Below are 26857 nucleotides of genomic sequence, written 5' to 3' on the forward strand. Positions count from 1 at the left end.
CTCCAGCTACAAGCTGCGCCCCTCCCGGCAATATTATTGCAAGGAGCGGACCGTCAACACGACTGGTGTCTGCCGACAACACAATATGTGACGGGCATCAGCACATCCGCAGGAAAGGCCGGTTCATTCCTGTCGTTATGGTATACGGCAAGACGCTGAGAACTGGCTTACACGTGAGATGTCCACCGGACGACACTAATATTCTTTCTTTTCAGGATGCCAGGTGGCCGGCGGCCGATGGTCACTTGACAAACAGCTGACAGTTAACTGTTTATCTTTTTAACTGTCGTGGAGAAGAAATACAACAGACCATTACAGCTCCAAGGCTATCCCAACAGCATCCAGCATTCAACATCCGCCACCTTACTGGTTCACGATCTCCAGCTGTTGGCGTACACTCTCCTCATGAATCAGTTCAAAGACCTGTGCGGCGAAGTTGGCATCCATGCCGCAGAGGCTTGCCTGCGCTCCTCGCTTTTCAAGGATTTCATTATACCTGCCAGCCTGCAGAACCGTCATATTGTGCTCTTTCTTGAACGTTCCTATCTCACGGCAGATGCGGAACCGCTTGGCAAGAAGTCCCATCAGCGAGTTGTCAACCTCGTCGATCTGCGACCGGAGCAGGCGGAGGTCCTCCGTAGTTGAATGCACATCACGCACTATGAGCAGCGAAAGGATATAGTCAAGGATGTCGGGTGTTACCTGCTGCTTGGCATCACTCCAGGCCTTCTCCGGATTGCAGTGGCTCTCCACGATCAGTCCGTCGAACCCCAGGTCCATAGCCTGCTGGCAGAGCGGCGCAATCAGGTCGCGTCGTCCGCCGATATGGCTCGGATCGCAGATGATGGGCAGCCCCGGTATGCGTCGCCGCAGCTCGATAGGTATCTGCCACATAGGCACGTTGCGATAGATTTTCTTGTCGTAGCTTGAGAAGCCACGATGAATGACACCCAGCCGCTTCAAACCTGCCTGATTGAGACGCTGCAATGCTCCTATCCACAGTTCAAGGTCGGGATTGACAGGATTCTTTACCAGCACGGGGAGGTCGAGCCCCTGCATGGCATCAGCCAGAGCCTGCATGGCAAAAGGATTGGCAGAGGTACGCGCACCCACCCAGAGGATGTCCATACCGTACTTCAAAGCCAGTTCAACGTGCTCGGGTGTCGCCACCTCCGTTGAAATCAGCATTCCTGTTTCCTCCTTCACCCGCTTCATCCAGGGCAAGGCCGTCTCGCCATTCCCTTCGAAACCGCCCGGTTTCGTGCGTGGTTTCCATATACCGGCACGGAATATATGGCATCCTTTGGCTGCCAGACTGCGTGCCGTTGACATTACCTGTTCTTCTGTCTCTGCCGAGCAGGGCCCGGCTATGACTACCGGACGCTCATTGTCGCTCGGGAGTCGCAAGGGTTCTAAGTCTAATTCCATAATCTGTTTTTTTATTCTTAAATTCACTCTATGTGATGGAGACACTCCCTACGGAGGACTGCCCTACCATTTCAGGGCGGCGATACGGTTGCATGCTTCAGCCATTTTCTCGTCCTTTGCACACAGGGAAATGCGGACATAATGCCTGCCGTTGCTTCCGAAGATGAAGCCGGGAGTGACGAACACACGTGCCTCATGCAATATGCGTTCTGTCAGCTGTTCCGCATCAGCATACTTCTCCGGAATCCTCCCCCACAGGAACATGCCCGTCTGTGAGGCATCGAAACGGCAGCCCAGCAGGGTCATGATTTCTTCGGCAATCACACGGCGGCGGCGATAAACCTCAATGTTATACTGCTGATGCCATTCCGCCGTATTCGTGTTCATGGCTTCCGCCGCTGCCAGCTGTATGCCCCGGAAAGTACCGGAGTCAATGTTGCTCTTCACTTTCAATATCCACGAGATGAAAGTCGGGTTACTGATGCACATCCCCACACGCCATCCGGGCATATTATAAGCCTTCGACATGGAGTTGAACTCGATGCAGCAGTCCTTTGCACCGGGTACCTGCAGCAGGCTCAGCTTCTCTCCTTCGTTGAGAATAAACGAGTAGGGATTGTCGTTTACCACCACGATTCCGTGCCGGCGGGCAAAGTCTACCAGGTGTTCATAGGTCTCACGGCGGGCATTGCCGCCAGTGGGCATATTCGGGTAATTGGTCCACATCAGACGGACACGGCTCAAATCCATTTTCTCCAGTGTTTCAAAGTCAGGCTGCCAGCCGTTGTCTTCCCTCAAATCGTAAGGTACGACCTCTGCTCCGAGCAGTCGGGAGAGTGAGGTGTAAGTAGGATAACCGGGGTCGGGGACCAGTACCTGTTCACCTGGATTGACGAAAGCCAGGGTAACGTGCAGGATACCCTCCTTCGATCCGATAAGCGGTTGGACTTCTGTCCCTGCATCAACGGCAACACCGTACCACCGTTTATAAAAGCCTGCCATGGCCGAACGCAGCTCCGCCGTCCCGGCCGTTGGCTGATAGCCGTGTCCGGTTGTCTCCCGGGCAACCTCGCACAGCTTGTCTATTGTCTGTTCCGAGGGCGGCATATCGGGACTGCCGATGGCCAGAGAGATGATGTCCTGTCCGTCAGCATTCATCTTCGCCACTTCCTTCAGTTTGCGCGAGAAGTAGTATTCCTGCACTTCGTTCACGCGGCTTGCCGGCTGTATCATAGGCTGTCTGCTTTTTATCAATTGTTATCGTCCCGTCTGCAGAGACCGTTCCCCCAGTGTGCCAGGAACTAATGTTCCTTGTACTCTCCTAAGATTCTGATGCTTTTCACCAAAGGAGTGATGGCATCTATCGCCTGTCGATAGCGGGTAAGACTGTCGAAAGTCAGGTCTATATAAAAGAGGTATTCCCACTCATGTCCGATGACAGGCAGCGACTGGATTTTCGTGAGGTTGATGCCGTAGAAGGAAAGGATTGTCAGCACTTTGCTCAGAGAACCCTCCTCATGTGGGAGCGAGAAGACAATACTCGCCTTGTCGGCTTCGGACAGCGGACGAAGGAAGTCGGCCCTCTGCGGACGGCAGGCTACAAGAAAACGTGTGAAATTGTGCTTGTTGTCTTCTATCGAGTCCTCAAGTATCTTCATCCCATAGAGCCGGGCAGCCTCTGCCGAGCAGATGGCAGCCTGTCCGTGGCACTGGTTCTGCGTAATGTAGGCAGCCGCACCGGCTGTATCGGTTGCCTCCACAGCTTTGATGCCGGAATGGATGTCGAGGAACGAGCGGCACTGCATGAGGGCTACGGGATGAGAATGGACCTCGACGACTGTCGCCCAGTCGTCATCAGGCAGGCAGCAGATGCAATGCCGGATATGGAGCCGCTGCTCTCCCACGACCGTCGTACCCGACTTGCGCAGTAGGTCGTAGTTGTGCAGCAGGCTGCCCGCTATCGTGTTTTCTATGGCAAGCAGGGCAATCACTGTAGGGTCGTTGTCCACCTGTTCAAAAACCTCCTCGAAGGTAGCACAGCACGTAATCTGTACCTGCTCACCGGAAAAGTAGGCATGGGCTGCAATGTCGTGGAAACATCCATGTTCTCCTTGTATGGCTATTCGTTTCATCCGTTCCGTTGTTTTACTGTTTCTTCCGTCTACAGAAGGCTGTCAATCAAGAAACGGCCCTGCTCACTGATGGGCGGGACCGTTTCGTTGTCTGTTTCTTGTTTTATATGATTTTCATAAGTTGAAATCTACACGCAACTTCCCGCTTTGCAATCATTTGCAAAGTAAAAGTAATGGAAAGACGCATAAGACTTGCTCATAATCTTCATTTTCGTTTGTATTCGCCTGCAAATATATTACTTTTATTTCTCACAGCCAAACTTTTCTCACAGAATTTATGTTTCCAGAAGTACACCTCCTTCAAAGTCCAGCCAAGGCATTTGGGAATACAGTAGTTTCTTACCCACTGTTAGAACATCATGCGTATCAGGATAGGACAGTTGTAGTCTGACTGTAGATTTTGTCCGGGACTTCAGACAGCTATACTGACAGCTGATAAGCCTGACGGGGGTCTCCATTCTCCAAATAGATTACACCGCAGTAAACGAATCCTAAACGGGACAAGGCCGCCTGCATGGAGCGGTTGTCGGCATGGGTATCAATACGGATGGAGGATGCAAAGGACGAACAATAGCTGATGATATCTGCCATGACACCGTGGACGCCATCAGCGGAAGCCACACGATGGATGACATGATAGGGACGGTCGTCGATCCAGCTGCCACCCTCTATATAAGAATAGGTAGGATCGGGGCCAGGAAGAAAAGCAAACGTGGCGACAGGGAGACCGTCTTCACAAAGCAGATAGGAGTACCCTTGCACTATATCTTGCGTTATTTTCTTTCTCGACGGGTGTGCAGCCGACCACTGATTGGGATTGCCCGAAGCAATCATCTTCTCTCTTCCCTGCTGAATAAGTTTCATCACGAGCGGGAGGTCGTCCATCACAGCTTTGCGGATGGTACGTTTGTCAGCCAAGATTATTCTACTTTCGTTTGTCATAAGAAATCATCTTCAATAGGTTCGGCAATGCAAAAGTACAAAGAAATATCTAACATTAAGCCCTGGAAAAGATTAAATGTCATACAAAAAGTCAGAAGCAGAGATGCGGACGAAAGGAAAAGTATGAAAAATAGTACGCAAAATAATTGCGAATGATAAAATTAATGTGTATTTTTGCCCACAGAATCGAATACTAATTTCTAAAAACCTATAACAATGGAAAATAACCTTTTCAAGCATTCAGCCAACAGACTGGAAGCACACTTGGGCAAAGACGCACACAAGTTTACGAAGGAGGACATCAAACAGGTTGTCAGCGACCTGAACATCCGGATGGTCAACTTCATGTATCCTGCTGGTGACGGACGGCTGAAGACCTTGAACTTCATGCTGCACACACCGGAATATCTGGAGACCATCCTTACCAACGGTGAACGCGTCGACGGGTCTTCCCTCTTCAGCTTCATCGCCGCAGCCAGCAGCGACCTTTATGTCATGCCGCGTTTCTCGACGGCATTCGTTGATCCGTTCTCGGAGATTCCTACGCTCTGTATGCTCTGTTCGTTCTTCGACCGTGACGGTAATCCGCTGGCATCTTCCCCGGAATATACGCTTCACAAGGCCATGGCTGCCTTCAGGAAGGTGACAGGTATGGAATTCCATGCCATGGGCGAACTGGAATACTATGTTATCCGCGACGATGAGGGCGTTTTCCCTGCCGACGACCAGCACGGCTACCACGAGAGTTCTCCTTTTGCTAAAAGCAATGACTTCCGTATGCGCGCCATGCAGCTGATTGCCGAGTGCGGCGGCAAGATCAAGTACGGACATTCCGAGGTGGGCAATTTCGTCGAGAACGGTCGCTGCTACGAGCAGAACGAGATTGAATTCCTGCCTGTCCCCGCTAACGAGTGTGCAGAGCAGCTGCTCCTTGCCAAATGGATTATCCGCAGCTTGGGCTATGAAGAGGGACTTGATGTTACTTTCGCACCGAAGATTACCGTAGGTAAAGCCGGATCGGGTATGCACATCCATATGCGTATCATGAAGGACGGAAAGAACATGATGCTCGACCATGGAAAACTGTCTGTTGATGCTCGCCGTGCCATCGCCGGTATGATGGATCTGGCAGAGAGCATCACGGCTTTCGGCAACAAGAATCCGACCTCTTACTTCCGTCTCGTTCCACACCAGGAGGCTCCGACGAATGTCTGCTGGGGCATGAGCAACCGTTCGGTACTGGTACGTGTGCCACTGGGCTGGACTTCCGGCGAGGATATGTGCCACAAGGCAAATGAGATAGAACCGTTCACAGCACGCGACTACTCAGGCAAGCAGACCGTAGAGATGCGGTCGCCGGATGCTTCGGCTGACATCTACCAGCTGCTGGCGGGTCTTTGTGTTGCCTGCCGCCATGGCTTCGAGATGGCGAATGCAGAGGCTGAAGCCGAGCGTACCTTTGCTGATGGCGACATCCACGACCCGAAGAATGCCGAGCGTTATGCCACACTGGCCCAGCTGCCTGACAGCTGTGCTGCGTCAGCCGACTGTCTGGAGCGTCAGCGCAAGGTCTACGAGGAGTACGATGTTTTCTCTCCGGCCATGATTGATGGTATCATCAAGCAGCTCCGTTCCTTCAACGACCGCACACTGCGTCAGGAAATCGAAGGCAAGGAGATGATGATGGAGCAGCTCGTCCGCCAGTACTTCCATTGCGGATAAACTCAGAAAGACAAGTCCTATCCTTTATAACGAATCCCAGGCAACAGAAGCGTTACCTGGGATTTTTCTTCCACATTTTTTTTATTCCCCTATCCCCCTTATTCATTAGACATAATGTACCGATAAAGCTCCCGTATGTAGATAGGTTCTCTAAATAAATTAATGTTTAAAGTTGGCATACACTTTGCGTTCTTAACAAAAAGGCTTATACGGATTAAAGTTTATTGAGAAATTATGAGTTTACTGGAAATTTTAAACCACAGAAGAGCTGTCAGGCATTTCGACCCGGACAAAACGCTCGACAATGCGGTTGTAAAAAGGTGTATAGAACAGGCCACCTTAGCTCCGACAAGTTCTAATATGCAGCTTTGGGAAGCTTATCATGTCACGGACAAGAATGTATTGGAGAAATTGTCTCATGCCTGTCTGGACCAGCTGACAGCACGTTCGGCACAGCAGATTGTCGTATTTGTCACCCGACAGGACCAATACAGGCAGCACGCACAGGCAGTATTTGCATTTGAGAAGGACAATGTCAGAAGCAACAGTCCAGCCGGAAAGCAGGGGAAACGCATCAGGAAGCAGGAACTGTATTATACGAAGCTGATTCCTTTTGTCTATTCGCGCTTCTTCGGTCTGCTGGGACTTTTCCGCAAAGCCCTGGCGCAGTGCATAGGTCTGTTCCGTCCCATAATGCGCCAGGTAAGCGAAGGAGACATACGTGTCAGCGTACACAAGAGCTGTGCCCTGGCTGCCCAGACTTTCATGTTGGCAATGAGTGAGGCCGGATATGATACGTGTCCGCTTGAAGGGTTTGACAGTCGGCTGGTGAAAAAGGCTCTGCATCTGCCTTATGATACAGAAATCAACATGGTCATTACCTGTGGTGTCCGTATGCCGGACGGTGTCTGGGGCGAACGTTACCGCCGTCCATTTGAAGAAACTTACCATCCGGTTTAGGCTTCAGGCCCTGTCTGCCTTTATAAAGGGGAAGAGAAGTTTTTATTCTCATCTGTTATACCTTTCAAAGAAAAAACGTATCTTTGCAGATAATCTGAACAAGACACAATGGATAAGGACTTAAAAGACTTGAGAATTGCTGTTGCTGGGACCGGCTATGTCGGTCTCAGCATTGCCACGTTATTAAGCCAGCACCATCGGGTAGTGGCTGTCGACGTGATAAAGGAAAAGGTCGACCTGATCAACAACCGCCGTTCCCCAATCCAAGACGACTATATCGAACAGTATCTGGCCGAAAAGGAACTGAACCTCACGGCGACGTTGGACGCTGAGGCGGCCTACAGGAATGCCGACTTCGTCGTCATTGCCACACCGACGAACTATGACCCGGTAAAGAACTACTTTGACACACGTCATGTCGAGGAGGTCATTGAGGTGGTAATGAAGGTGAATCCAGATGCTGTCATGGTGATCAAGTCGACAATCCCTGTAGGCTATACGGAGAACATCCGGGCTAAATATAAATGCGACACCATCCTCTTTGCACCAGAGTTTTTGCGTGAGAGCAAAGCACTCTACGACAACCTTTACCCCAGCCGTATCATCGTCGGCCGTCCGGACGGCGACGAGCGACTCGACCGTGCGGCGCATCTCTTTGCCCGATTGTTACAAGAAGGAGCCGTCAGACAGGACATCCCTACCCTCTTCATGGGACTTACCGAAGCAGAAGCTGTAAAGCTCTTTGCTAATACCTACCTGGCCTTGCGTGTAAGTTACTTCAACGAACTGGATACATACGCCGAAGTAAAGGGACTTGATACTTCGAATATTATCCAAGGTGTCTGCCTTGATCCACGTATCGGATCTTTCTATAACAACCCATCATTTGGCTATGGCGGATATTGCCTGCCGAAAGATACGAAGCAGCTGCTTGCCAATTATGCGGATGTCCCCGAGAATCTTATTCAGGCGATTGTGGAAAGCAACCGCACACGCAAGGATTTCATTGCCGACCAGGTGCTGCACACAGCAGGCTATTATGACTATTATGACCGGGGCGATTATAACCCAGATGAAGAGAAGGAATGTATCATAGGAGTCTACCGCCTGACAATGAAGTCGAACAGTGACAACTTCCGCCAGAGTTCTATTCAAGGAGTGATGAAGCGTATCAAGGCCAAGGGAGCACAGGTCATCATCTATGAGCCGACACTGGAAGACGGTGCCACTTTCTTCGGCAGCCTTGTCGTCAACGACCTTCCCGCCTTCAAGCAGCGTTGCCATGCCATCATCGCCAACCGCTACGATAAATGTCTTGACGATGTGAAAGAGAAAGTATATACAAGAGATATATTCAGACGGGATTAATTCTCCTTTCATCCATAAAAGAACAAGCACTGAATGAGTACTCATTTGGTGCTTGTTTCATTTTTCTTTTTGCTATGGTACCAAGTGAGCAACCATTGGGTGCTTTTTTATAGGGGAAAGTCTTAAACGCTAAAAGGGCTTGTTTCACAACAAGCCCATTTATAATACAAAAACATTATGAAATAATTTATTTCGCGAACAAGATTATCATTTAATAATTATGGCTTATGTCGCACACTTGCAAGTACGACACTTGCGCTCGCAGTACCGCTCGCACTGCACACGTATATCATAACCCAGCATCGCACCGAGGATGAAGTCCTCCTCCGGCGAGAGCTGGTTGAGAGGTTTCGTCACCATCAGCCGGATGGCATCAAGACATTCCTTGCGACCGAAGAAGAGATTCATGCGGTCGTGCCCCACCGGCTGGATAAGGTAAGGGATGTTCTGATGTTCGAGCCGGAGCGTAGCGAATGATTCGTACTTCTTGTTGCAAGTGTACAGAACCATCTGTCTGACTCCCTTCTGGTACTCGTAGATGTGATTCATCAGCACCTTCATGTCGGCGGTCATCATATCTGTCATCATCGTCATTCCCCTACTGTAAGAAGAAGTTATAATGCAAGCAGTCCGATCCGTCTTACAGTGCCGGCTTGATTTCTTCCAGCCATGCGTCGATGCGTGCTTCTGTCTGGTCGCCCTCGTTTACATCATCCAAGGCAAGGCCGACGAACTTGCCGTCTACAACAGCCTCGCTGTCGTCGAAGGTATAACCGTCAGTTGACACCCCTGGGAGGATGTTCGCTCCCTGTGCAGCGTCATAGAGTTCCTTCATGCCGCCGCAGAATGTGTCAGAATAGCTTTCAGCGTCGCCACAACCGAAAATCGCTACGGTCTTGCCGGAGAGGTCAGCACCTTTCAGTACGTTGACACCATCATACCAGTCGTCCTGCAGCTCACCCGCACCCCATGTGGAAGTACCGAGAATCAGGTTGTCATTCTCTGCTATTGTCTCTGCCGAGAAGTCTGCAACGTTAATGGCCTCAACGCCGAGCTTCTCGGCGATGGTGTTTGCAATGCTTTCACATGTACCGGTTGATGAACCGTAAACAACAATTGTCTTCTTCATATTTCTGTTACTGATTTAATATTCTTGTTTATTTATTTTTACGTCTGCAAAGATACGATGAAAAAACATTACCTGCAATACCTAAAAATGATGGTTTATGAAAAATACCTACTTTTAGGGAGCGGAAATCACCGTTTTACAAACTTCCTGCCGTTCCTTATGTATATTCCTCTGGGGAGTTCCTCCTGAGAAGTGCCTGCGCACCGGCCATCTAGAAGATAAATGCGTGCGTCTGTCAGCCTGTTTTTCCCATGACCGTCAACCTCCCTGATGCCCGCTGCCTTTCTACGCAGCACTTCGCGCAAACCGGCCTCAACATCAATCTGTCCATATCCATAGAGGTTGTTGGGATAGGCAAGCGACGTGTCATAATGCGTGCAGGTCTTCGAGAAGATGTCCAGACAGTCGGCAGGTGTCAGCCGGGGATCGGCCTGCAGCCACAGTGCGATGGCACCCGTCACGACCGGCGCCGCCATGGACGTACCGGCATCGGCATTCCATGCATAGGTGCGTCCGTTGTAATCGAAGTGGCGCACGTCGCTCTGCACAGGACCGTTTATGTTCTTCGGATTGCTGATGAAGAAAGTGCTGTAAGAAGAGATGATGTTCTGTCCCGGTGCCATGACATCGGGCTTCGTGCGGCCGTCCAGCGTGGGGCCCATGGCGGAGAAGGGTGTCCGCACACCGTGTTGACCATTATCATATACTTTCCGTTCGCCGAGATAATTGACGAAACTGGTGCGGTAACCAGTCGCACCGACACAGATTACGTCGGGCGAACTGGCCGGCGAAAAGACCGTGCGGCTGCAGTCTCCCGCGTCAAGTCCCGGGTCGAGCGTGTGAGGGAACAGATATCCCGACATCCGGTAAAGTTCCACATCGGCATCCCTGCCCATCACCTGAAGGGAGACATAGGGACTGTTACCCACACCGGAATCACAACCCAGCAGAAAGTCATAGGCAATCTCACCGAAATCGTAACAGTTGGGATACGCCTGCACACGCCACACATACTTCTTCCCGTCTATCACCGCCGAGTCGGCAAGAAGCGAGTCGCGGGCCGCACAGACATCCGCCGTAGAGACCTCCAGCACCACAGGGGCGTCCGCCTTATCATATAAGGTCAGCCGGAATGCAAAAGGTTTTCCGGACTTTGCCGTGCAGCCGACCCTGTTCGGGTTGCCCTTGACAAATGCCCCGGCACGTTCCTGTCCTGCCGGTTTATGTATGTAGGTGTTCTTCGCCCCGTCATTCCCTGCCGACGAGACGATAATGTGTCCCGGCCCTGTCATGGCGGAGAGCAGCTGGTAATACAGCTGGTCGTCGCCATGGAAGTCTTGGTGGCTGCCCTCACTGAAGTTGATGACACAGGGCTGGTGATGGCGGTCGGCATAATCGAAGATGTACTTGAAGCCGAGCGCATCCGTGGCGTAGGTGTACTTGTAATAGTCCTTCGGATCAATCAGCGAGGCATTGTCCGCCGCATTGTCGACCAATACCAGGTCAGCATCGCAGGCCATGCCCCGATAAGGCGAAACCACCCCGTTTCCCTCCGCTCCGCCGCCGGCCGCTATCCCCACCGTATGCGTGCCGTGTGTCTGCGTCTCACCGTCAACGGCATGGCCGATTCCGAGCAAGGCCTCCTGCCCGACGTAATCCCGCCCGACGTAAAGGCTTGAACCCAGTGTGTCGCGTGACAGCTGGTCCCACATTGCCTTGATGCGGTAACGGCTCATGTCCGTAGAATAGAAGTTGGGATGCGTCAGGTCGAAACCAATGTCCTGCACGCCTACGACGACACCGTGTCCTGTATAAGCTTCCGGCAGTCCGTCCCCGGCATGGACAGGCTCTGCATTGACAACCACACGTGTCGTATCCATCTGTACGCTGCACCGTCTTCCAGTCTCAATCCTGCTTACCTGCCGGCAGCAGGACAGTCTCCCGAGTTCTCTCAGAGGTATGGCGGCAATGCTGATGTCCCCCATCCGGGCCAGTTCCTTACAGCCATGCCGGTGCAATATTTCCGCCGCATTTCCGTCAATGCGCACGAAAGCCGTCAGCAGCCTGTCGTCACCCTCTCCCCGGGTAAGCTGTCGTACGGTGAGTGCAGAGGTCATCGCCTCACGCACAAAGGGCGACATTTTCTCGTAGCGGGGGCGCTGGGCACTGAGACTGACTGGCAGGAACACCCAAAAGAGAATATACAGAAAACGTTTCATTTGCTTTTGTCTATTGAGCCTGATACGAAAAGGAGGGACTTTCTGTCCGCCTTCAGATGCAAAGGAACGAAAAATAAACGAATCTTGCAAGAAAAGTAATTTCTCCCGCACAGAATCCGACTTCAAAATGTACCCCATAGGCAGAAGCCGGACCGTTCCATCATTCCAGTTTGGATATTCCGCCTGTGCAAGACAATCCCACAGACTTATAAAGGAGGTGTCTGCCGATTCGGCTAATATAGGAAGAAGTGTCTGATCAAATCGGGAGCAGGAGTACCAGGCATTGGGAACTGGAGTACCAGGTATTGGGAACTGGAGTACCAGCCGTTGGGAACAGAGGTTCCAGCCGGTCGGGAACAGATGACTCTCTGTAACCGCATTGAGCAGGCGGATACATGAAAAAGGTCACAAGCCGTTTTCCCGGCCCATGACCTTTGTATATTTCGTATGGACTTCCTTATGGAAGCACGAGACAGGCTGCTTACTTGTTCAGCCCGCGGTTGTTCAGTGTGACATTGAGGAGCTTTACGTACTCACGATACTGACGGTTGTTCAGAATGTAGTGCATATAGGAAAGATCCTTCTTGATGGCATCGTTCACCTTTGCCTCACGCTCAGAGCTGTCAGCAACAGAGGCATTCATCATCTCGGCAGCAAAAGTACGGTTGATGTCCTCGACCACGTCAATCTGATCCTGGTTCAGATTCAGAGCACGGCTCAGAGCGTATGTACTTACATTGAACTTATATGCGTTGGCGTTTGCAGTGTTGTTGTCGTTCTCACCAGCTGCGAAAGCCATTGTCATACTCATCACCGCTACCACTGTCAATACAATCTTCTTCATAATCATTTTCCTTTCTTGATCATTATGAGCTGCCCGAAGGGAACCCGTTGTTATCCTACTTAATTGTAAATTTTATCTTTGTTTCGATTGCAAAGTTACAGCGTAATTCGGAAATGACATGGTCACCCGTCACTTTTTATCCGTTTTCTCTTGTATTTTTGACACACGTCAAGACGTTTGATTTAAATCAGCGGCAGACATCCGGTTCAACATCCGTCTGTTCTTACAGAACGTATGCAGAAGAACCGGAAAACGAAAAAACAATCAGTACACCCCCTTTTCTCATTTTAAATCCTTACCTTTGCAGAAAACAAGTTTTTATACATCAAAAAGAAAATAATGGAGAACAGTACACACCGACTCATCGTAGTCAGCTACGAGCTATACAGTGTAGAGAACGGTCAGGAACATTTTATCGAGAAGACAGAGGAACAGAAACCCATGCAGTTTTATACTGCCTGCGAGATGGCGTTGCCGGCTTTCGAGCAGGAAATCGTTAAATACGGAAAGAACACCGACTTCGAGTTCTCGCTCCCCAAGGAGCAGGCTTACGGTGAGCACGATGCCAAAAGCGTACTGGCACTCGACAAGGAGACGTTTTCTCATGATGGCGTGTTCGACTCGGAGAATATATACAAGGATGCCATCGTTCCGCTGCAGAATGAACAGGGACAGCGTTTCCTGGGAAAGGTGCTGGAGGTGTCGGCCGAAAAGGTGACCGTTGATCTCAATCATCCTCTTGCTGGAAAGGACCTTCAGTTCCGTGGGCACATCATCGAAAACCGTGTGGCAGACGAAGCGGAAGTCAAGGACTTCTTCGAACGGATGAACCAGCACCACTGCGGTTGTGGAGGAGACTGCGGAGGAGACTGTAACTGCGGAGGAGGAAGCAACAGCTGCGGTGAAGGCAGCTGCGGCGGCAATTGCGGCTGCCACTAAAGTCCACCATTGTCTATTCTTATGAACACATTTGGAAAACTCTTTACTCTGACCACCTTCGGCGAGAGCCATGGCGCAGCTGTGGGTGGTATAGTCGACGGGATGCCGGCCGGCATCTCCATTGACACAGATTTCATCCAGCATGAACTTGAACGTCGCCGGCCAGGGCAGAGCCGTATCACGACAGACCGCAAGGAAGCCGACCGGGTGGAACTGCTGAGCGGTGTGTTCGAGGGGAAATCCACTGGCGCACCGATCGGATTCCTTGTCCGCAACACAAACCAGCATTCAAAGGACTACGACAACCTCCGCAACCTCTTCCGTCCGTCACATGCCGACTATACCTATTACAGCAAATATGGCATCCGTGATCATCGTGGGGGCGGACGTGCATCGGCACGCATCACACTGTCCCGAGTAGTGGCAGGCGCACTGGCAAAACTCGTACTGCGGCAGCTGGGTATCAGTATCACGGCCTATACATCTCAAGTCGGCGATATACGGCTCGGCGGAGACTACCACCAATACGACTTCAGTCTCATCGAATCAAACCCTGTCCGATGTCCTGACCCGGAGAAAGCCAAGGAAATGGAAACGCTCATAGCACAGGTAAAGCAGGATGGTGATACCATCGGCGGGGTCATCACCTGTGTCATCAAAGGCTGTCCTGCCGGCCTGGGCGAGCCGGAATTCGGGAAGCTGCACGCACTGCTGGGTGCCGCCATGCTCAGCATCAACGCCGTAAAGGGATTTGAATACGGCGAGGGATTTGCCGGCTCATCATGGCGTGGGAGTCAGCAGAACGACATCTTTCTGCCTGCCAAAGACAAACCTCAAACCTCAAACCTCAAACCTCAAACTCCAAACCTCAGACTCCAGAGCAATCACAGCGGCGGCATACAGGGCGGTATCAGCAACGGAGAAGACATCTACTTCCGTGTGGCCTTCAAGCCTGTCGCGACTCTGCTTATGGAACAGCAGACTGTAGATAAAGAGGGGCATCCCGTCACAATGACCGTATGTGGCCGGCACGATCCCTGTGTCCTGCCCCGTGCAGTACCCATCGTTGAGGCCATGGCTGCCATGACGATACTTGACACACTGCTGATAAGCAGGACAAACAGACTTTAGATAGAAGCGGAACAATACATACAGGCATACTGCCGTCATGAACCCTGACACTTCAGGCATATTACTGTCGGGGAAAAAGAAAAACAGTCGGGTGACTGGCCAGGTCACCCGACTGTTTTCTCCTATGGGACAGACTCTGAAATCCATCTTATTCCAGCATTCCCTCTTCATACTGAAAGTACCGCAAGAACATCACCTGGCAGATTCTTTCCTGCGCAACAAAGCGGAGATGCCCACTGTTTCTGGACGGTTCAGTCCAAGGTCTTTATAAATGCTTTCAGCGTCGACCCGCCGTCAAGCGACGGAGCATAGGCCTCAAGGATGTTCAGACGTGTATTTCCGCCCCTACGCTTCAGGTCTTCTGCGGTGTTCAGTACACAGATGTCCCCTGCCAGACCGCAGACATCAATCTGTTCTATCCCCAAGGCACGGACCAGCCGGTTTATTACGTCTGCAGACACCTCATTCTGCATGATGGAATACTCATCCCTCTGGATACTGTCGCCTTTATATAACAAGGTAAAACCTCCTTTCGACTCATTGAGGGTCACCAACAGCGGCTCCCATATAGCCGCACCTGCAGAATGCTGCACACAGTGGCGCGGCCATTGCCCACCCTCATCGGCAAAAGAACAGTGGTGGTAGGGGTGCCAGTCTGAAGTGACTATCTTCACTGCATATTCATCACCATGCGCCTTTACATACGCTGCCAGTGCATCCATCGCCTCGGCAGCGCCTTTTACTGGGAGTGAACCACTGATAAAGTCGATCTGCGGATCGACTACCAATAACATTTTCTTCATCGTCAATCTTCCTTAGACATTATCAGACACAACCGATTACCTCTGTGATCGAGTGGCAGCCATGACGGTCGAGCCAGTCGTTGATACCGTCACGCACTTTAATCGTCACCTGCGGATCAATGAAGTTTGCAGTTCCTATCTGGATAGCGGTAGCTCCTGCCATAAGAAACTCGATGGCATCCTCGGCTGTGGAAATACCGCCCAGACCGATGACTGGTATCTTCACAGCCTTTGCAACATCATTGACCATACGGACTGCTACGGGCTTTACAGCAGGACCACTCAGCCCCCCCGTACGGATACTCAGCTTCGGGCAACGCCGTTCAATGTCAATCGCCATTCCCATCAATGTATTAATCAGCGATACTGAGTCGGCACCTTCATCCTCGCAGGCACATGCTATACCGGCAATATCCGTGACATTAGGCGAGAGCTTCACAATCATTGTCTTATGGTAATGTTGGCGAACAGCCTTCACTATAGAAGCTGCACCGGAACAGGTAACACCGAACGACATACCGCCTTCTTTCACGTTAGGACAAGAGATGTTGACCTCAATGGCAGGAATACTGTCCAGGGCATCAAGCCTCTCAGCCGTCTCAGCATATGATTCGGGGGAATCTCCACTCACGTTGACTATCATATTAGTATCAATATCCTTTATCTCAGGATAGATGTGATCGATGAAATAATCCACTCCCTTGTTCTGTAAACCCACACAATTTAGCATTCCCTGAGGCGTCTCCACCATACGTGGATAGTCATTCCCTTCACGTGGTTTCAGCGTCGTTCCTTTGACAATGATGCCTCCAATCTCTTCCAATGGTACGAAATCAGCAAACTCCAATCCATAACCAAACGTGCCGCTGGCTGTCATTACAGGGTTCTTGAGATGTAAGTTATTTATCTTTACATTTAAATCAGCCATACTATAATTATCTTTTTTACATAATTACACCTTAACTCATAAGGATTATTGCCTCCACATAAAGTTCTTGCTTGTGTAGAATCATCCTTATTAGCCCTGTCAGGCTAATTGAACTGACCCAACTGACCGGATCCGATAAAGCCAATAATCCTAACTGTCCCATCCACCTTACTCCCCCCACAACAACCGTCGGGTATCGAAGACTGGTCCTTCTTTACAGACACAGAGATTACCTTCTGTGGTTTTCTCTACACAACAAAGGCAAGCACCAACGCCGCATGCCATCATATTCTCTAAGGATGCTTCACAAGGAATAGACTTCTGATGGGCGTAACGTGCCACAGCCATCATCATAGGCTTAGGACCACAGGTGGAGATACGGTCAAAAGGTCCGGTTGAAAGGACTGAATGATTCGTCACAAAGCCTTTCTCACCCGCAGAGCCATCCTCCGTAGTTATGCAAACCTTTCCATACTTCTCGAAAAGCGGAACCTCTGCCAAATCGGCTGCCGTGCGGGCACCTAACAAAAAGACGGGACTTCCACCAGCCTCCTTGATCTGCTTACCGAAATAGAGCAATGGGGCAACGCCGACACCACCTCCAACAAGCAGAATACGCTCTGCAGGATGAGACAAAGGCGTAAATGTATTGCCCAAAGGGAGTACACAATTCAACATATCTCCCTCGTGCAGGCGTGCGAGCGTGCGCGTACCTTCTCCTACGGTTGCAACAAGCAGCCACAACTCATTACGGTCACGATCAACGAAATTAATGGAAATCGGACGGCGAAGAAAGGTAGAAGGCGAGCCGTCCACTCTCACCCCTACGAATTGACCGGGAAGCATCTCTGGAAGGGGCTTGTCGTCTGTCAGCTTAATAAGGACATTCCTTGCATTGATACGTTCCGCAGAAGATACCTTCAAATCGAGGACATACTTCTTCATCTTTATCTTGCCTTTAAGTATTATGCAATTACTGCAAACGAGGGCAGAGGAAATTTTAATTTCAATCTGTCGAGTGCAGCTTATTTTATGCAAAAATAATGCAAACGAGGACAAAAGAGAGCTTGCTCTCTGTTTGTCGAGTGCAGCTTATTTTATGCAAATTTAGATAAAATATCCCGATTAAAAGCTGATTGGGGGAAAAAACAGAAATAAATCCTTTGCCGACAGGCTTACGGCTGTGTTTGTACAAGAAACAAAAGTTTGTACAAGAAACAAAAACCGAAGACACGCAAATCTGACATACAGACTTTCATATTCTCCTTATAGATGACCGGGACTATCAGTTCAACAGGAGAAGATGGGATACAAAAACGGAAAAGCAGGCGATAACCAGTGGTTCCTTGTTTTCCCGGCCTCGAAATATCTTTGCATGAAAATTGTCTGACATATTAAGCACAGAAGGCAGAGAGGATAAATTGTATGTTTACAACCATCAGATGTTCAGTTAGGTATAATACCGTTTTACAAAGGTGCCCGATAAGACCTCAATCAAGCACTACTTATCCTCAACTAAGCACTTGTCAGATTTCAATTAGTGTTTAATAGCGTTGCAACTAGACTCCTTTTTTACACCGTCTGTAATTATCTGGTAATCAGTATGCTGTAAGAGCAGTTCTTGTCTGCGTAAGACAGGATGAACGAGGAAGGTCGGCATCAGAAAGCAGTTGTACAGCAATATCCAGCAATAATGTTTGCAGTCTGCACATGACATTTTATTCAAGTACCGATACTGGAATTACAGAAAAATGCGTAATTTTGCACCCGTTTACAGTTTACCAGACATTAATAAGTTGTGGACCATTCATCTACCATAAAGGGCTATGGCTATGCCACCCTTTCAGCCATCACATTCGGAACGATTCCCCTTTTCTCCATCCCGGTTATGGAGGCGGGTATGTCGCTGCCGTCTGTACTGATTTACCGTTTTGCATTCGGCTGTCTCTCGATGATGGCAGTTCTGCTCTGGCGTAGGCAGACCCTGCACATCCGGTGGGGAGACGGTCTGCGCATCATGTTTCTTTCCCTCCTATATGCCGTATCGGCGGTATGTCTCTTCAGCAGCTATGAGTATATGCCTGGCGGTGTCGCAACGACGTTGCTGTTCTCCTATCCTGTATGGACGGAGATACTGCTCATTCTGTTCTTCCATGAGAAGATAACGTTGCGTATAACTCTGGCGGTTTTTCTGGCAATTGCCGGTGTGTTCTTTCTCGGGGGTATCGGTCAGATGGATGGCATCAAGTCGGTATGGGGGATAGTCCTCGCCATGTCTTCTGGGCTGCTTTATGCCATCTATATGGTCATTTTTCCCCATATGCGTATCCGAAGACTCCCGGCACTCAAGCTGAATTTCTATATTTTTTTCATGGCAATGCTCCTGCTTGTCCTGTATGCCTCGTTCACGGCAGGCGGTGTACAGCGTATTCCTGACGGGGCATCATTTTTTTCGCTCATACTTCTCGGGCTGGTTCCGACTACGGTCAGCAACGTCACTCTTGTGCGGTCGCTTACACTGATCGACTCTGCCAGCGTGGCAATCCTTGGTGCTTTCGAGCCCCTTACAGCAATGGCCATCGGCATCACGCTCATGGGCGAACCGCTCACTACCGCTGTCGTCATCGGTTTCGTGCTCATCATTGCCTCTGTACTGATTCTTATCACCAAAGGGAAAACCTCACCAAATCCGCTTCGGAAATATGCCAGTCATAAAGAATAACATCATCCTGTGGCATCTCCTCGCTGCCGTCATCGTCGGCGTATGGGGAACGACCTTTGTCAATACGAAAGTCCTTTACAACAGCGGACTGACCCCATTGGAGATTTTCTTTCTCCGGTTTCTAATCGCCTATATCTGTATATGGTTCATCTCGCCACGCCGGCTTTTTTCCCGGACATGGCATGATGAGCTGATTATGCTGCTGCTGGGTGTCACGGGAGGTTCCGTCTTCTTTCTCGCTGAAAACTATGCTGTAGGGCTTACCTATGTCAACAACGTCAGTTTCATAGTCTGCACGGCTCCCTTGATGACTGTGATACTTGGCATTGCCTTCGTAAGAAGCATCAAGGCACGCTGGCCACTGATAATCGGTTCGCTGGTTGCACTGGCGGGCGTGGCAATCGTCATCTTCAATGGCAGCCTTGTCTTGCACCTCAATCCATGGGGCGATCTGCTGGCTCTGCTGGCATCGGTATGCTGGGCTGTCTATTCTCTGCTGATGAGGAAGGTTTCACACGCTTATTCTGCATTTTCATTACACGTAAGATTTTCTTTTACGGGCTTGTGACGGTATTACCGGCATTCTTCTTCGATCCATGGACCGCCGCCCCATCCATGCTGCTGATGCCGAAGGTTGTCTTGAACCTGCTCTTCCTCGGGCTTGTTGCCTCTTTCCTCTGCTTTGTCCTGTGGACATTGGTCATTGGAAAAATCGGTGCCATGACCTCTTCGAACTATCTGTACCTCAATCCTGTCACCACCGTTGTTGCAAGCGCTGTCTTTCTCAGCGAGCCCATGACTGCCATTGCGTATGTCGGAAGTGCGTTGATACTTGCGGGTGTAGCGGTGGCGAATAAATAATCTCAGGAGAATTGTACACGTCTGAATAACCGTTGTAGCACCCATACAAGCTCAGTATATGTTCAGCCAGCCTCAACTATGTAAGTCGAGAGTGTTTCAAAATACAAACCAACGACTTGACAACTTTCAATCTGTAAGATGATATTTCCAAAAAGGGAAAAGCCCGTTTCTCTACTCACAAAGGAGTTTTGAAACGGGCCTTTCTTATTGTGTCGTTTTAGGCTGTAAGACTTTCAAAAAGGCATTCGTGTTTTAACGCATCCTCCTGTTCTTCTGCCGCGACCTTATCTTATTCCCACTCGATTGTCGAGGGCGGTTTGGAGGAGATGTCATAACATACGCGGTTGACGCCTTTTACCTTGCGGATAATCTCGTTGGAGACATCAGCCATGAAGTCGTAAGGAAGATGTGCCCAGTCGGCTGTCATGGCATCCATTGAGGTGACAGCGCGGAGGGCAACAGGATGCTCATAGGTTCGTTCGTCGCCCATGACGCCTACGGAGCGGATAGTAGAAAGCAGTACGGTTCCTGCCTGCCATACATGGTCGTAAAGACTTGTTCCATCGGGCATCGTGTAGTCGTGCATCTTTTCAATATAAATGTCGTCGGCATCCTGAAGAATACGTACCTTCTCACGGGTGATGTCGCCCAGAATGCGGACAGCAAGGCCAGGTCCGGGGAAAGGATGGCGTTTGATAAGACGCTCGGGCATTTCCAGCTGATGGCCCACCCGGCGGACTTCATCCTTGAAGAGCCAGCGGAGAGGCTCGCAGAGCCGAAGTCGCATCTCATCGGGAAGTCCACCGACATTGTGGTGGCTCTTGATGACCATACCCGTAATGCTCAGGCTTTCAATGCGGTCAGGATAGATTGTACCCTGCGCCAGCCACTTGGCATCCGTGATCTTCCTGGCCTCTGCATTGAATACCTCGACGAAGTCCCGGCCGATGATCTTGCGTTTCTGTTCAGGGTCAGTCACGCCTTCCAGATCCTTGAAGAACTTTTCAGAAGCATCCACGCCTGTCACGTTCAGTCCAAGTCCCTTGTAAGCCTTCATTACCTTTGCAAATTCGTTCTTGCGCAGCATGCCATGATCAACGAAGATACAGGTAAGGTTCTTGCCGATTGCCTTGTTGAGCAATACCGCACATACGGAAGAGTCGACACCGCCGGAAAGACCAAGGATGACACGGTCATTGCCGACCTGTCCTCGTATCTCCTGAACAGTGCTCTCGATGAAAGAGGCCGCACTCCATTCCTGCCTGCTTCCGCAGATGTCAACTACAAAGTTCTTCAGCAGCTGTTTCCCCTGCAGGGTGTGGTAAACTTCCGGGTGGAACTGCACTGCCCATACCGGTTGCGTCTTCGATGCGAATGCAGCATACTTGACATCTCCTGTCGATGCGATGGCCTCGTAATCTGCCGGGATGGCCGTTATTGTGTCGCCATGACTCATCCAGACTTGAGACCCCTTTTCGAAACCTGCAAAGAGACGGTTGTCAAGGCTGATTGTCTCCAGATTGGCACGACCGTACTCACGCGTACCGGTCTGTTCTACCTTTCCTCCATTTGAATAAGAGAGGAACTGGGCGCCATAACAGATTCCGAGGACCGGGATCCTGCCGATGAACTGGCTGAGGTCTGTCTTGAAAGCCTCCGGGTCGTGGACGGAATAAGGCGATCCGGAAAGAATCACTCCGATCACCGACGGGTCGTCCTTGGGAAACTTGTTGTAAGGAAGAATCTCGCAGAAGGTGTCAAGCTCACGTACACGGCGGCCGATGAGCTGTGTGGTCTGTGAGCCGAAGTCCAAAATGATAATCTTCTGTTGCATTGAATGATAATAATATTTAAAGGGCGTATCAGTCCTCCGGACTGGAGACCTGACGACCTGAATTTGCAATAAAGTCTTCTGCTGTCTGCAGAGTGTTGAGTTTGCCTACATCCACAAGATGAAGGTCGTTCTTCAGTTCACCACGGATGTCCAGCCTTGCGCAGTTGCTGATATAGAAATCCATGATCGGGAACTTGTCTTTCCCTACGGCCTCGATTGCCTGCAAGGCAGAGGGAGCCACTACGTGAATACCCGAGAAGGCATAGAGGTAGCAGTTGTTCTGGTGATATGAAGCCACATCTTCTGACGGTGATACGAAATGCAGCCGGCGGATGTCTGCATGAGGCGATTTCACTTCGCCGGTAGCAATGTTCGTCCATCCTGCCAACCGCAGGTTCTTGTCAAAGACAAGGTAACGCTGGGTGACACGTCGGCTTACCAGGAGCAGTGCATCAGCCTTTTTCTCCAGGGCATGTCGATAGAAGGCAGCCAGATCTACATTGCTCAATATGTCCACATTATGGATCAGCACCGGCCAGTGTCCGTCAAAAAGCGAAGCAGCTCGCTTGATGCCGCCGCCGGTATCAAGGAGCTGCTCTGATTCGTCAGACACATGGATTTCCACGCTATAATCGTGTGTCTTCAGGTAGCTTTTTATCTGGTCTGCAAAATGATGCACATTCACAACCATGCGGTTGCATCCTGCCTCTGTCAGTCTTCTGATGACATGTTCAAGCAGCGGCGTATCCCCTACCCTTACCAACGCCTTGGGCATTGTGTCAGTAAGTGGTTTCAAGCGGGTCCCGAGACCGGCTGCAAAAATCATTGCTTGCATTGGCTTCTTTTTTATGCCTGCAAAATTACGTTTTTTATTTCAGTCTGCAAAGGAAAGGACCGCATAAATCATAAAAAGAAGCAGAGGGTGACAGCCGGCTTTCCGGCCGATGATATTTTCTCTGTTCCTGTCCTTTATTTTCATTTATCCTTCTTTTTATCCTGCCGTGGGAATGTCTGTTCTTTATGGAAATACCATCCATCTATATAATGGAAACACATGACTATTGTCCCGAAGAGTTTGTGTACGAAACGGAATATCCCGCTGTTACGGAATTGACGTATATCAATATTTCCCTATACGGGAGATAATTGTCTGCTGTTATTTGTCCGGAAACATAGCCTGTGACTACCTTTGTACCACGGAAAGAAAAATCATTTAGGACAGCAGTAAATAGATTCAGGTTTTAGTTATCTCAGGTAGAATTAATTGATTGTTTCAGTGGAAATCAGGCTGTCAGTAATTTTAAGGTTAATTTGATTAGGGTTCAGGAGAAACACTATGGGCTGTCTGTCGACAGCTATGGAGAAGGCACAACAAGGCGGGTGACCGCTGTTGTGCCTTTTCTTCGTTGACGACTTGTTGTTCCCGGGTGAACTCTGCGTTTCCAGTACAAAGGAGTTGAGGATGTCCGTAAAAACAAGAGTTCCATGTAGACCTTTCAGCATACGCCTATATCGTTTGCGTGTCGATATAGGCTTTTCAAGATGGTTCATATCTTGTTGATGTCGATGTAACCGTGCATGACGGCGTAAATCGTCAATGCCGACACGCTTCTCATGCCGAGTTTGTACATGATGTTTTTGCGATGCGTGATGACGGTCGTCAGACTGATGTTCAGCTTTTCGGCTATCTCCTTGTTGATCATTCCCTGGACAATGAGCGACAGTACTTCAATCTCCCGGTTGCTCAGAATCTTGTTCTTCAGCACCTGCGGCAGCTCCGGAAGATTACGTCCGCCTGAGTGCCCATACTGCTCTATCTTCAGAATGGCCCTGACCAGCTCGTCTTCCGGTACATTGATGCAGAAGCTGTGAAAGCCCGAAAGCTGTGCATTGGGATCCTTCGTGATGGTCAGAACGATTGTCTTGTGGATGCACTGTGAGAAGAACTGTCTGTTCTCCAGTACAATCACCTGTGCGACGAAATAATGGTAAAAGGACTCCGGATGGGCATCTTCAAAATCCTGAAACGTAGAGAATGTCTCAACGGTCATAATCGGCATGACATTCTGCAATATCTGTTTCAGGCCCAATACGGCAAGTGTGTTGGGATCGACGATGGCCATCCTGGGGCGTTCTTTCTTTATCTCTGTATTTTCCATGCCTGTCAGTAAAGGTACAAATTAATATTCAGAAGCGTAGTCCGGCACTGTGGTTTTACGGCCCCCATTACAGTTTTACACTGCTGATGTCTACCAGATTATTGACTATGGCATAGATGGTCAGCCCGGCCGGGGAGTGAATCTGCAGCTTGCGTGCGATGTTGCGCCGGTGGGTGATGACTGTGTTGGTCGAGATACAGAGATGGTCGGCTATCTCCTTGTTTGTCATTCCTTGTGCTACAGCCACGATGACATCCTTTTCCCGGTCGCTCAGCACCTCGTTGGAGTCAGGACTCTGCGTAATCATGTTCGTTATCTTCAGGCTGACGTCTTTCTGCTGGGTTTTCTGTTCCAGCCGGCGGATGACGGGAATGAAGATTTCCTCTTCCACCTCGGCGTGCAGTGTCAGCCATCCCTCACAGTTGTAAATATCGTATAGGGTAGCCGTCAGCCGGTTATTGTGATGGGCATCAGAGGGAAGATACTTGATGATGATGCTCTTCAGTTCCCGAAGTTTGAGGTCTGTCTGACTATGGTGCTTCGAGTAGGTTTCAATATCATAAGCATCGCTCGCCTCCCCTTTCAGCATGGCTTCAACGTAGGGGAACACCATTTTCTCTTCATACTTCATGTGGTTACGGATGTCATGCGCATACTCGTCGAAGAGCCGGAGAATAAGGCGGGCCAGATTGTCGGTCTCGTCCAGGGCGGCTGTCAGCTCCTTGCGGATAGAGGGCAGCTCAAAATCAAGATAATAGGTATGACTTGCCTGCAGATACTGCATAAGTGTCGGGATTGAGAGGCGGTCCATGTCGTCAAAGCCTTTGTATCCATTGATGGTGAAATTGACGACCGACAGGAATGTATAAGTATCTACATTCTGCTCGTCGCAGACTTCGCGTACCGTCTTGTCTCCGAAGCCAAGACTAATGCCGAAGCAGCCGAGACTCTGCAGCAGGTCGTAATTATCCTTGATAAGATTGATCATCTTGTCTTCAGGCTCATACATCTTCTGATTCTTCATCTTGTTCTTCTTTTCAATATAGTATGCAAAATAACAAAAAAAAAATCAATGACACAATAATTATTATTAGGTATTTGATTTTTCATCCTTATTTGTTGGTAGGAGAAGGACAACTCGAGGGGCTTATCCGTATCGGGAAGTGTTTGACAGCTGTCAGAATGGCGATTATCCAGCCGTTTCAGCCGATCGGAACCGGCCGGGATATATTCATGTACCTGCGCCTTGCAGGCAGGTAAGGAAGTGCTGTTCTCTGATGGAGAGTGCTCTGAGAGAACGCCAGGGAAAGTTTTATGATGTTGTTTTATGTCATATAATAATAAGCTGTATCACAATGATTTTATTTACATATATTCATGTTCTTGTTTCAAGCTGGTCTACTTGGTTCTCAAAGCCTCACACCATGGAGGCACATCGCCCTGTCTGGTACGATTGTTCCCGACTGCTTGGGAACAGAATTCCCAAGTACTTGGGAACGGCGTTCCCAGCCCTTGGGACGGGCAGTCCCGACCACTGTGTGTCAGCGTATGCCCTGCTTTTCAGAGCTGCATATATACTTCAATGCCTTCCGAAGATACCTAAATATAATGATAAAAAGGACTGAAAACAGAGACAGAAGGCAAAAAGGAAGGCTGATAATATCAACAAAACTGGGTATTGCCGAATACTGTATAATATTATACCTTTGCAGGTAAAATTATATAAAATACCCGTTGGCGGAATTAATTTAGTGCGTATTTAATTCTTCCGATGGGTTTGTTATTAATAAAGTTGACATATTGTAATATGGTCAGCGCACTAATTTTCCCGATTATTCGGGCAAACAGACCATTTGTTATTTTCGCATAATTCCTGATAACCAAAAATTGATCTGTGAGTTGTGAGAAGAGAGTTTCAATCCTTTTTCTGGCTTTGGCAAAAGGGATTAATTTTGGTTTCCAATTCTTTTGGTCCAGCCTATATGGACATTCCAATCTAATGTGAGCCGTTTGGAAAAGATCGAGTTGAACATCAGCCCCTATATATCCCTTGTCGCCATAGATGTTACAGTCATGATAGACCAGCTTGACATCTTTCATATAATTGAGGTCATGCACGCTGGCCTTTGACAAGTCATAGGAGTGTATCACCCCACTTAACCCACAGAGTGCATTGAGTTTATAGCCAAAGTAATACATATTTTGAGATGCACAGAAGCCGAAATCCGGTGCTTGTGAGAAATCTCCCATTCGCCCCATCTTGCAACGCTTCCCTCTGGCAACCCTGCATACGGCTATCGGCTTGGAATCTACGAAGAATTGAGTTTCCCCACCGTCCATTTGGGCAGCGATTCTCTTTCGTATGTCTTCGCATAATCCTGCGGTATTCTTTCTACGGTCGTTGAATTGCCTGCGAGATATGAGGTTAGGTATTTTGTCTTTGTACTCCTGAAGCTTATAATCAAAAAGCCATTTTTCACTATCAATGCTCTCTGATTCCGCTGTCAAGGACAAGGCAACGACCTCCAAATCTGAAAATTTTGGCATGGGACCACGACGGGGTATATTTCCCTGCTCATTGACAAGGTTGTGAGAGAATTGCTTGCATATCTCAAGGATTTTGACGAATTTTGTGTATAAGTTGCACATACGAGGATTTGTACTTAATGGTTTTGACTTCACTAAGTTACTAAAAATCAACGATATGTGCAACTTTTTGTATATCATTATAGCTAC

The 26857-nt window shown here is 49.5% G+C and carries 23 protein-coding genes and 1 pseudogene; 7 read left to right on the forward strand and 17 right to left on the reverse strand.

The annotated features are described in order from the left end of the window. Nucleotides 1-363 precede the first annotated feature (363 nt). From DYH27_RS03090 to DYH27_RS03105, 4 genes are all read right to left on the reverse strand, one after another. Nucleotides 364-1428, reverse strand: coding sequence for a bifunctional 3-deoxy-7-phosphoheptulonate synthase/chorismate mutase type II (locus tag DYH27_RS03090; protein ID WP_025067624.1), 1065 nt, complete (start codon nucleotides 1426-1428; stop codon nucleotides 364-366). 63 nt (nucleotides 1429-1491) lie between these two features. Then, nucleotides 1492-2661, reverse strand: coding sequence for a pyridoxal phosphate-dependent aminotransferase (locus DYH27_RS03095; RefSeq protein WP_025067623.1), 1170 nt, complete (start codon nucleotides 2659-2661; stop codon nucleotides 1492-1494). A 68-nt stretch (nucleotides 2662-2729) separates the two neighbouring features. Beyond that, the gene (locus DYH27_RS03100; protein WP_029216459.1) at nucleotides 2730-3560 is read right to left on the reverse strand and encodes a prephenate dehydratase; all 831 of its coding nucleotides are present in this window, start codon (nucleotides 3558-3560) and stop codon (nucleotides 2730-2732) included. 420 nt (nucleotides 3561-3980) lie between these two features. Continuing rightward, nucleotides 3981-4502: a GNAT family N-acetyltransferase gene (locus tag DYH27_RS03105; RefSeq protein ID WP_025067622.1), complete on the reverse strand. Its 522-nt coding sequence runs from the start codon at nucleotides 4500-4502 to the stop codon at nucleotides 3981-3983. 216 nt (nucleotides 4503-4718) lie between these two features. Between DYH27_RS03105 and DYH27_RS03110 the strand changes: the two genes are divergently transcribed. From DYH27_RS03110 to DYH27_RS03120, 3 genes are all read left to right on the forward strand, one after another. Then, on the forward strand, nucleotides 4719-6224 hold the full coding sequence (locus DYH27_RS03110; RefSeq protein WP_029216460.1) for a glutamine synthetase family protein: 1506 nt from the start codon (nucleotides 4719-4721) through the stop codon (nucleotides 6222-6224). A gap of 234 nt (nucleotides 6225-6458) precedes the next feature. Further along, a complete protein-coding gene (locus DYH27_RS03115; protein ID WP_004354219.1) occupies nucleotides 6459-7184 on the forward strand; it encodes a nitroreductase family protein in 726 nt (241 codons plus the stop codon). Between the two features lie 108 nt (nucleotides 7185-7292). Continuing rightward, nucleotides 7293-8552, forward strand: coding sequence for a nucleotide sugar dehydrogenase (locus tag DYH27_RS03120; protein WP_004354159.1), 1260 nt, complete (start codon nucleotides 7293-7295; stop codon nucleotides 8550-8552). Nucleotides 8553-8777: 225 nt separating this feature from the next. On the opposite strand, the gene DYH27_RS03125 is transcribed toward DYH27_RS03120, so the two are convergent. The 4 genes from DYH27_RS03125 to DYH27_RS03140 all read right to left on the reverse strand — a co-directional run bounded on the left by DYH27_RS03125 (nucleotide 8778) and on the right by DYH27_RS03140 (nucleotide 12750). Then, nucleotides 8778-9137, reverse strand: coding sequence for a DUF2023 family protein (locus DYH27_RS03125; RefSeq protein WP_025067621.1), 360 nt, complete (start codon nucleotides 9135-9137; stop codon nucleotides 8778-8780). Between the two features lie 55 nt (nucleotides 9138-9192). Next, nucleotides 9193-9681 (reverse strand): flavodoxin FldA, encoded by a 489-nt coding sequence (fldA, locus tag DYH27_RS03130; RefSeq protein WP_025067620.1) that lies wholly within the window; start codon nucleotides 9679-9681, stop codon nucleotides 9193-9195. 128 nt (nucleotides 9682-9809) lie between these two features. Continuing rightward, a complete protein-coding gene (locus tag DYH27_RS03135) occupies nucleotides 9810-11900 on the reverse strand; it encodes a S8 family serine peptidase (RefSeq protein ID WP_029216461.1) in 2091 nt (696 codons plus the stop codon). Nucleotides 11901-12381: 481 nt separating this feature from the next. Next, complete coding sequence (locus DYH27_RS03140; RefSeq protein ID WP_004354255.1) at nucleotides 12382-12750, reverse strand: hypothetical protein; 369 nt, start codon at nucleotides 12748-12750, stop codon at nucleotides 12382-12384. A gap of 333 nt (nucleotides 12751-13083) precedes the next feature. On the opposite strand from DYH27_RS03140, the gene DYH27_RS03145 reads away from it, so the two are divergent. Together DYH27_RS03145 and aroC are read left to right on the forward strand one after the other, a co-directional pair. Then, a complete protein-coding gene (locus DYH27_RS03145) occupies nucleotides 13084-13683 on the forward strand; it encodes an FKBP-type peptidyl-prolyl cis-trans isomerase (RefSeq protein WP_025067619.1) in 600 nt (199 codons plus the stop codon). A 21-nt stretch (nucleotides 13684-13704) separates the two neighbouring features. Continuing rightward, complete coding sequence (aroC, locus tag DYH27_RS03150; RefSeq protein WP_025067618.1) at nucleotides 13705-14814, forward strand: chorismate synthase; 1110 nt, start codon at nucleotides 13705-13707, stop codon at nucleotides 14812-14814. A gap of 251 nt (nucleotides 14815-15065) precedes the next feature. Here aroC and DYH27_RS03155 read toward each other — a convergent pair whose 3' ends face one another. The 3 genes from DYH27_RS03155 to DYH27_RS03165 form a co-directional block, all read right to left on the reverse strand. Next, nucleotides 15066-15617, reverse strand: coding sequence for an isochorismatase family protein (locus tag DYH27_RS03155; protein WP_025067617.1), 552 nt, complete (start codon nucleotides 15615-15617; stop codon nucleotides 15066-15068). Nucleotides 15618-15639: 22 nt separating this feature from the next. Beyond that, on the reverse strand, nucleotides 15640-16545 hold the full coding sequence (locus tag DYH27_RS03160) for a dihydroorotate dehydrogenase (RefSeq protein WP_004354228.1): 906 nt from the start codon (nucleotides 16543-16545) through the stop codon (nucleotides 15640-15642). A gap of 168 nt (nucleotides 16546-16713) precedes the next feature. Beyond that, entirely contained in the window at nucleotides 16714-17490 is a 777-nt protein-coding gene (locus tag DYH27_RS03165; RefSeq protein ID WP_025067616.1) for a dihydroorotate dehydrogenase electron transfer subunit, read from the reverse strand. Between the two features lie 853 nt (nucleotides 17491-18343). Here DYH27_RS03165 and DYH27_RS03170 point away from each other — a divergent pair. Further along, nucleotides 18344-19267, forward strand: coding sequence for a DMT family transporter (locus DYH27_RS03170; protein ID WP_025067615.1), 924 nt, complete (start codon nucleotides 18344-18346; stop codon nucleotides 19265-19267). Further along, a pseudogene (locus tag DYH27_RS03175) lies at nucleotides 19248-20128 on the forward strand (DMT family transporter). Before DYH27_RS03170 ends, DYH27_RS03175 begins: the two are co-directional and overlap by 20 nt. Before the next feature lie 289 nt (nucleotides 20129-20417). Here DYH27_RS03175 and guaA read toward each other — a convergent pair. The 6 genes from guaA to DYH27_RS03215 form a co-directional block, all read right to left on the reverse strand. Continuing rightward, nucleotides 20418-21962 (reverse strand): glutamine-hydrolyzing GMP synthase, encoded by a 1545-nt coding sequence (gene guaA / locus DYH27_RS03180; protein WP_029216462.1) that lies wholly within the window; start codon nucleotides 21960-21962, stop codon nucleotides 20418-20420. Between the two features lie 28 nt (nucleotides 21963-21990). After that, nucleotides 21991-22797 (reverse strand): nucleotidyltransferase family protein, encoded by an 807-nt coding sequence (locus tag DYH27_RS03185; RefSeq protein WP_025067614.1) that lies wholly within the window; start codon nucleotides 22795-22797, stop codon nucleotides 21991-21993. Nucleotides 22798-23222: 425 nt separating this feature from the next. Continuing rightward, nucleotides 23223-23513 carry a hypothetical protein gene (locus DYH27_RS03190; protein ID WP_004354203.1) on the reverse strand — a complete coding sequence of 97 codons (291 nt, stop codon included), beginning with the start codon at nucleotides 23511-23513 and terminating at the stop codon, nucleotides 23223-23225. Further along, complete coding sequence (locus DYH27_RS03195) at nucleotides 23510-24121, reverse strand: response regulator transcription factor (RefSeq protein ID WP_004354265.1); 612 nt, start codon at nucleotides 24119-24121, stop codon at nucleotides 23510-23512. The genes DYH27_RS03190 and DYH27_RS03195 overlap by 4 nt, the downstream gene beginning before the upstream one ends. A gap of 67 nt (nucleotides 24122-24188) precedes the next feature. Beyond that, nucleotides 24189-25145 carry a LuxR C-terminal-related transcriptional regulator gene (locus DYH27_RS03200; protein ID WP_013671423.1) on the reverse strand — a complete coding sequence of 319 codons (957 nt, stop codon included), beginning with the start codon at nucleotides 25143-25145 and terminating at the stop codon, nucleotides 24189-24191. A gap of 719 nt (nucleotides 25146-25864) precedes the next feature. Further along, nucleotides 25865-26845, reverse strand: coding sequence for an IS982 family transposase (locus tag DYH27_RS03215; RefSeq protein ID WP_115338009.1), 981 nt, complete (start codon nucleotides 26843-26845; stop codon nucleotides 25865-25867). Between the last annotated feature and the right edge of the window lie 12 nt (nucleotides 26846-26857).

The organism is Prevotella denticola (assembly GCF_900454835.1).
Classification (GTDB): domain Bacteria; phylum Bacteroidota; class Bacteroidia; order Bacteroidales; family Bacteroidaceae; genus Prevotella; species Prevotella denticola.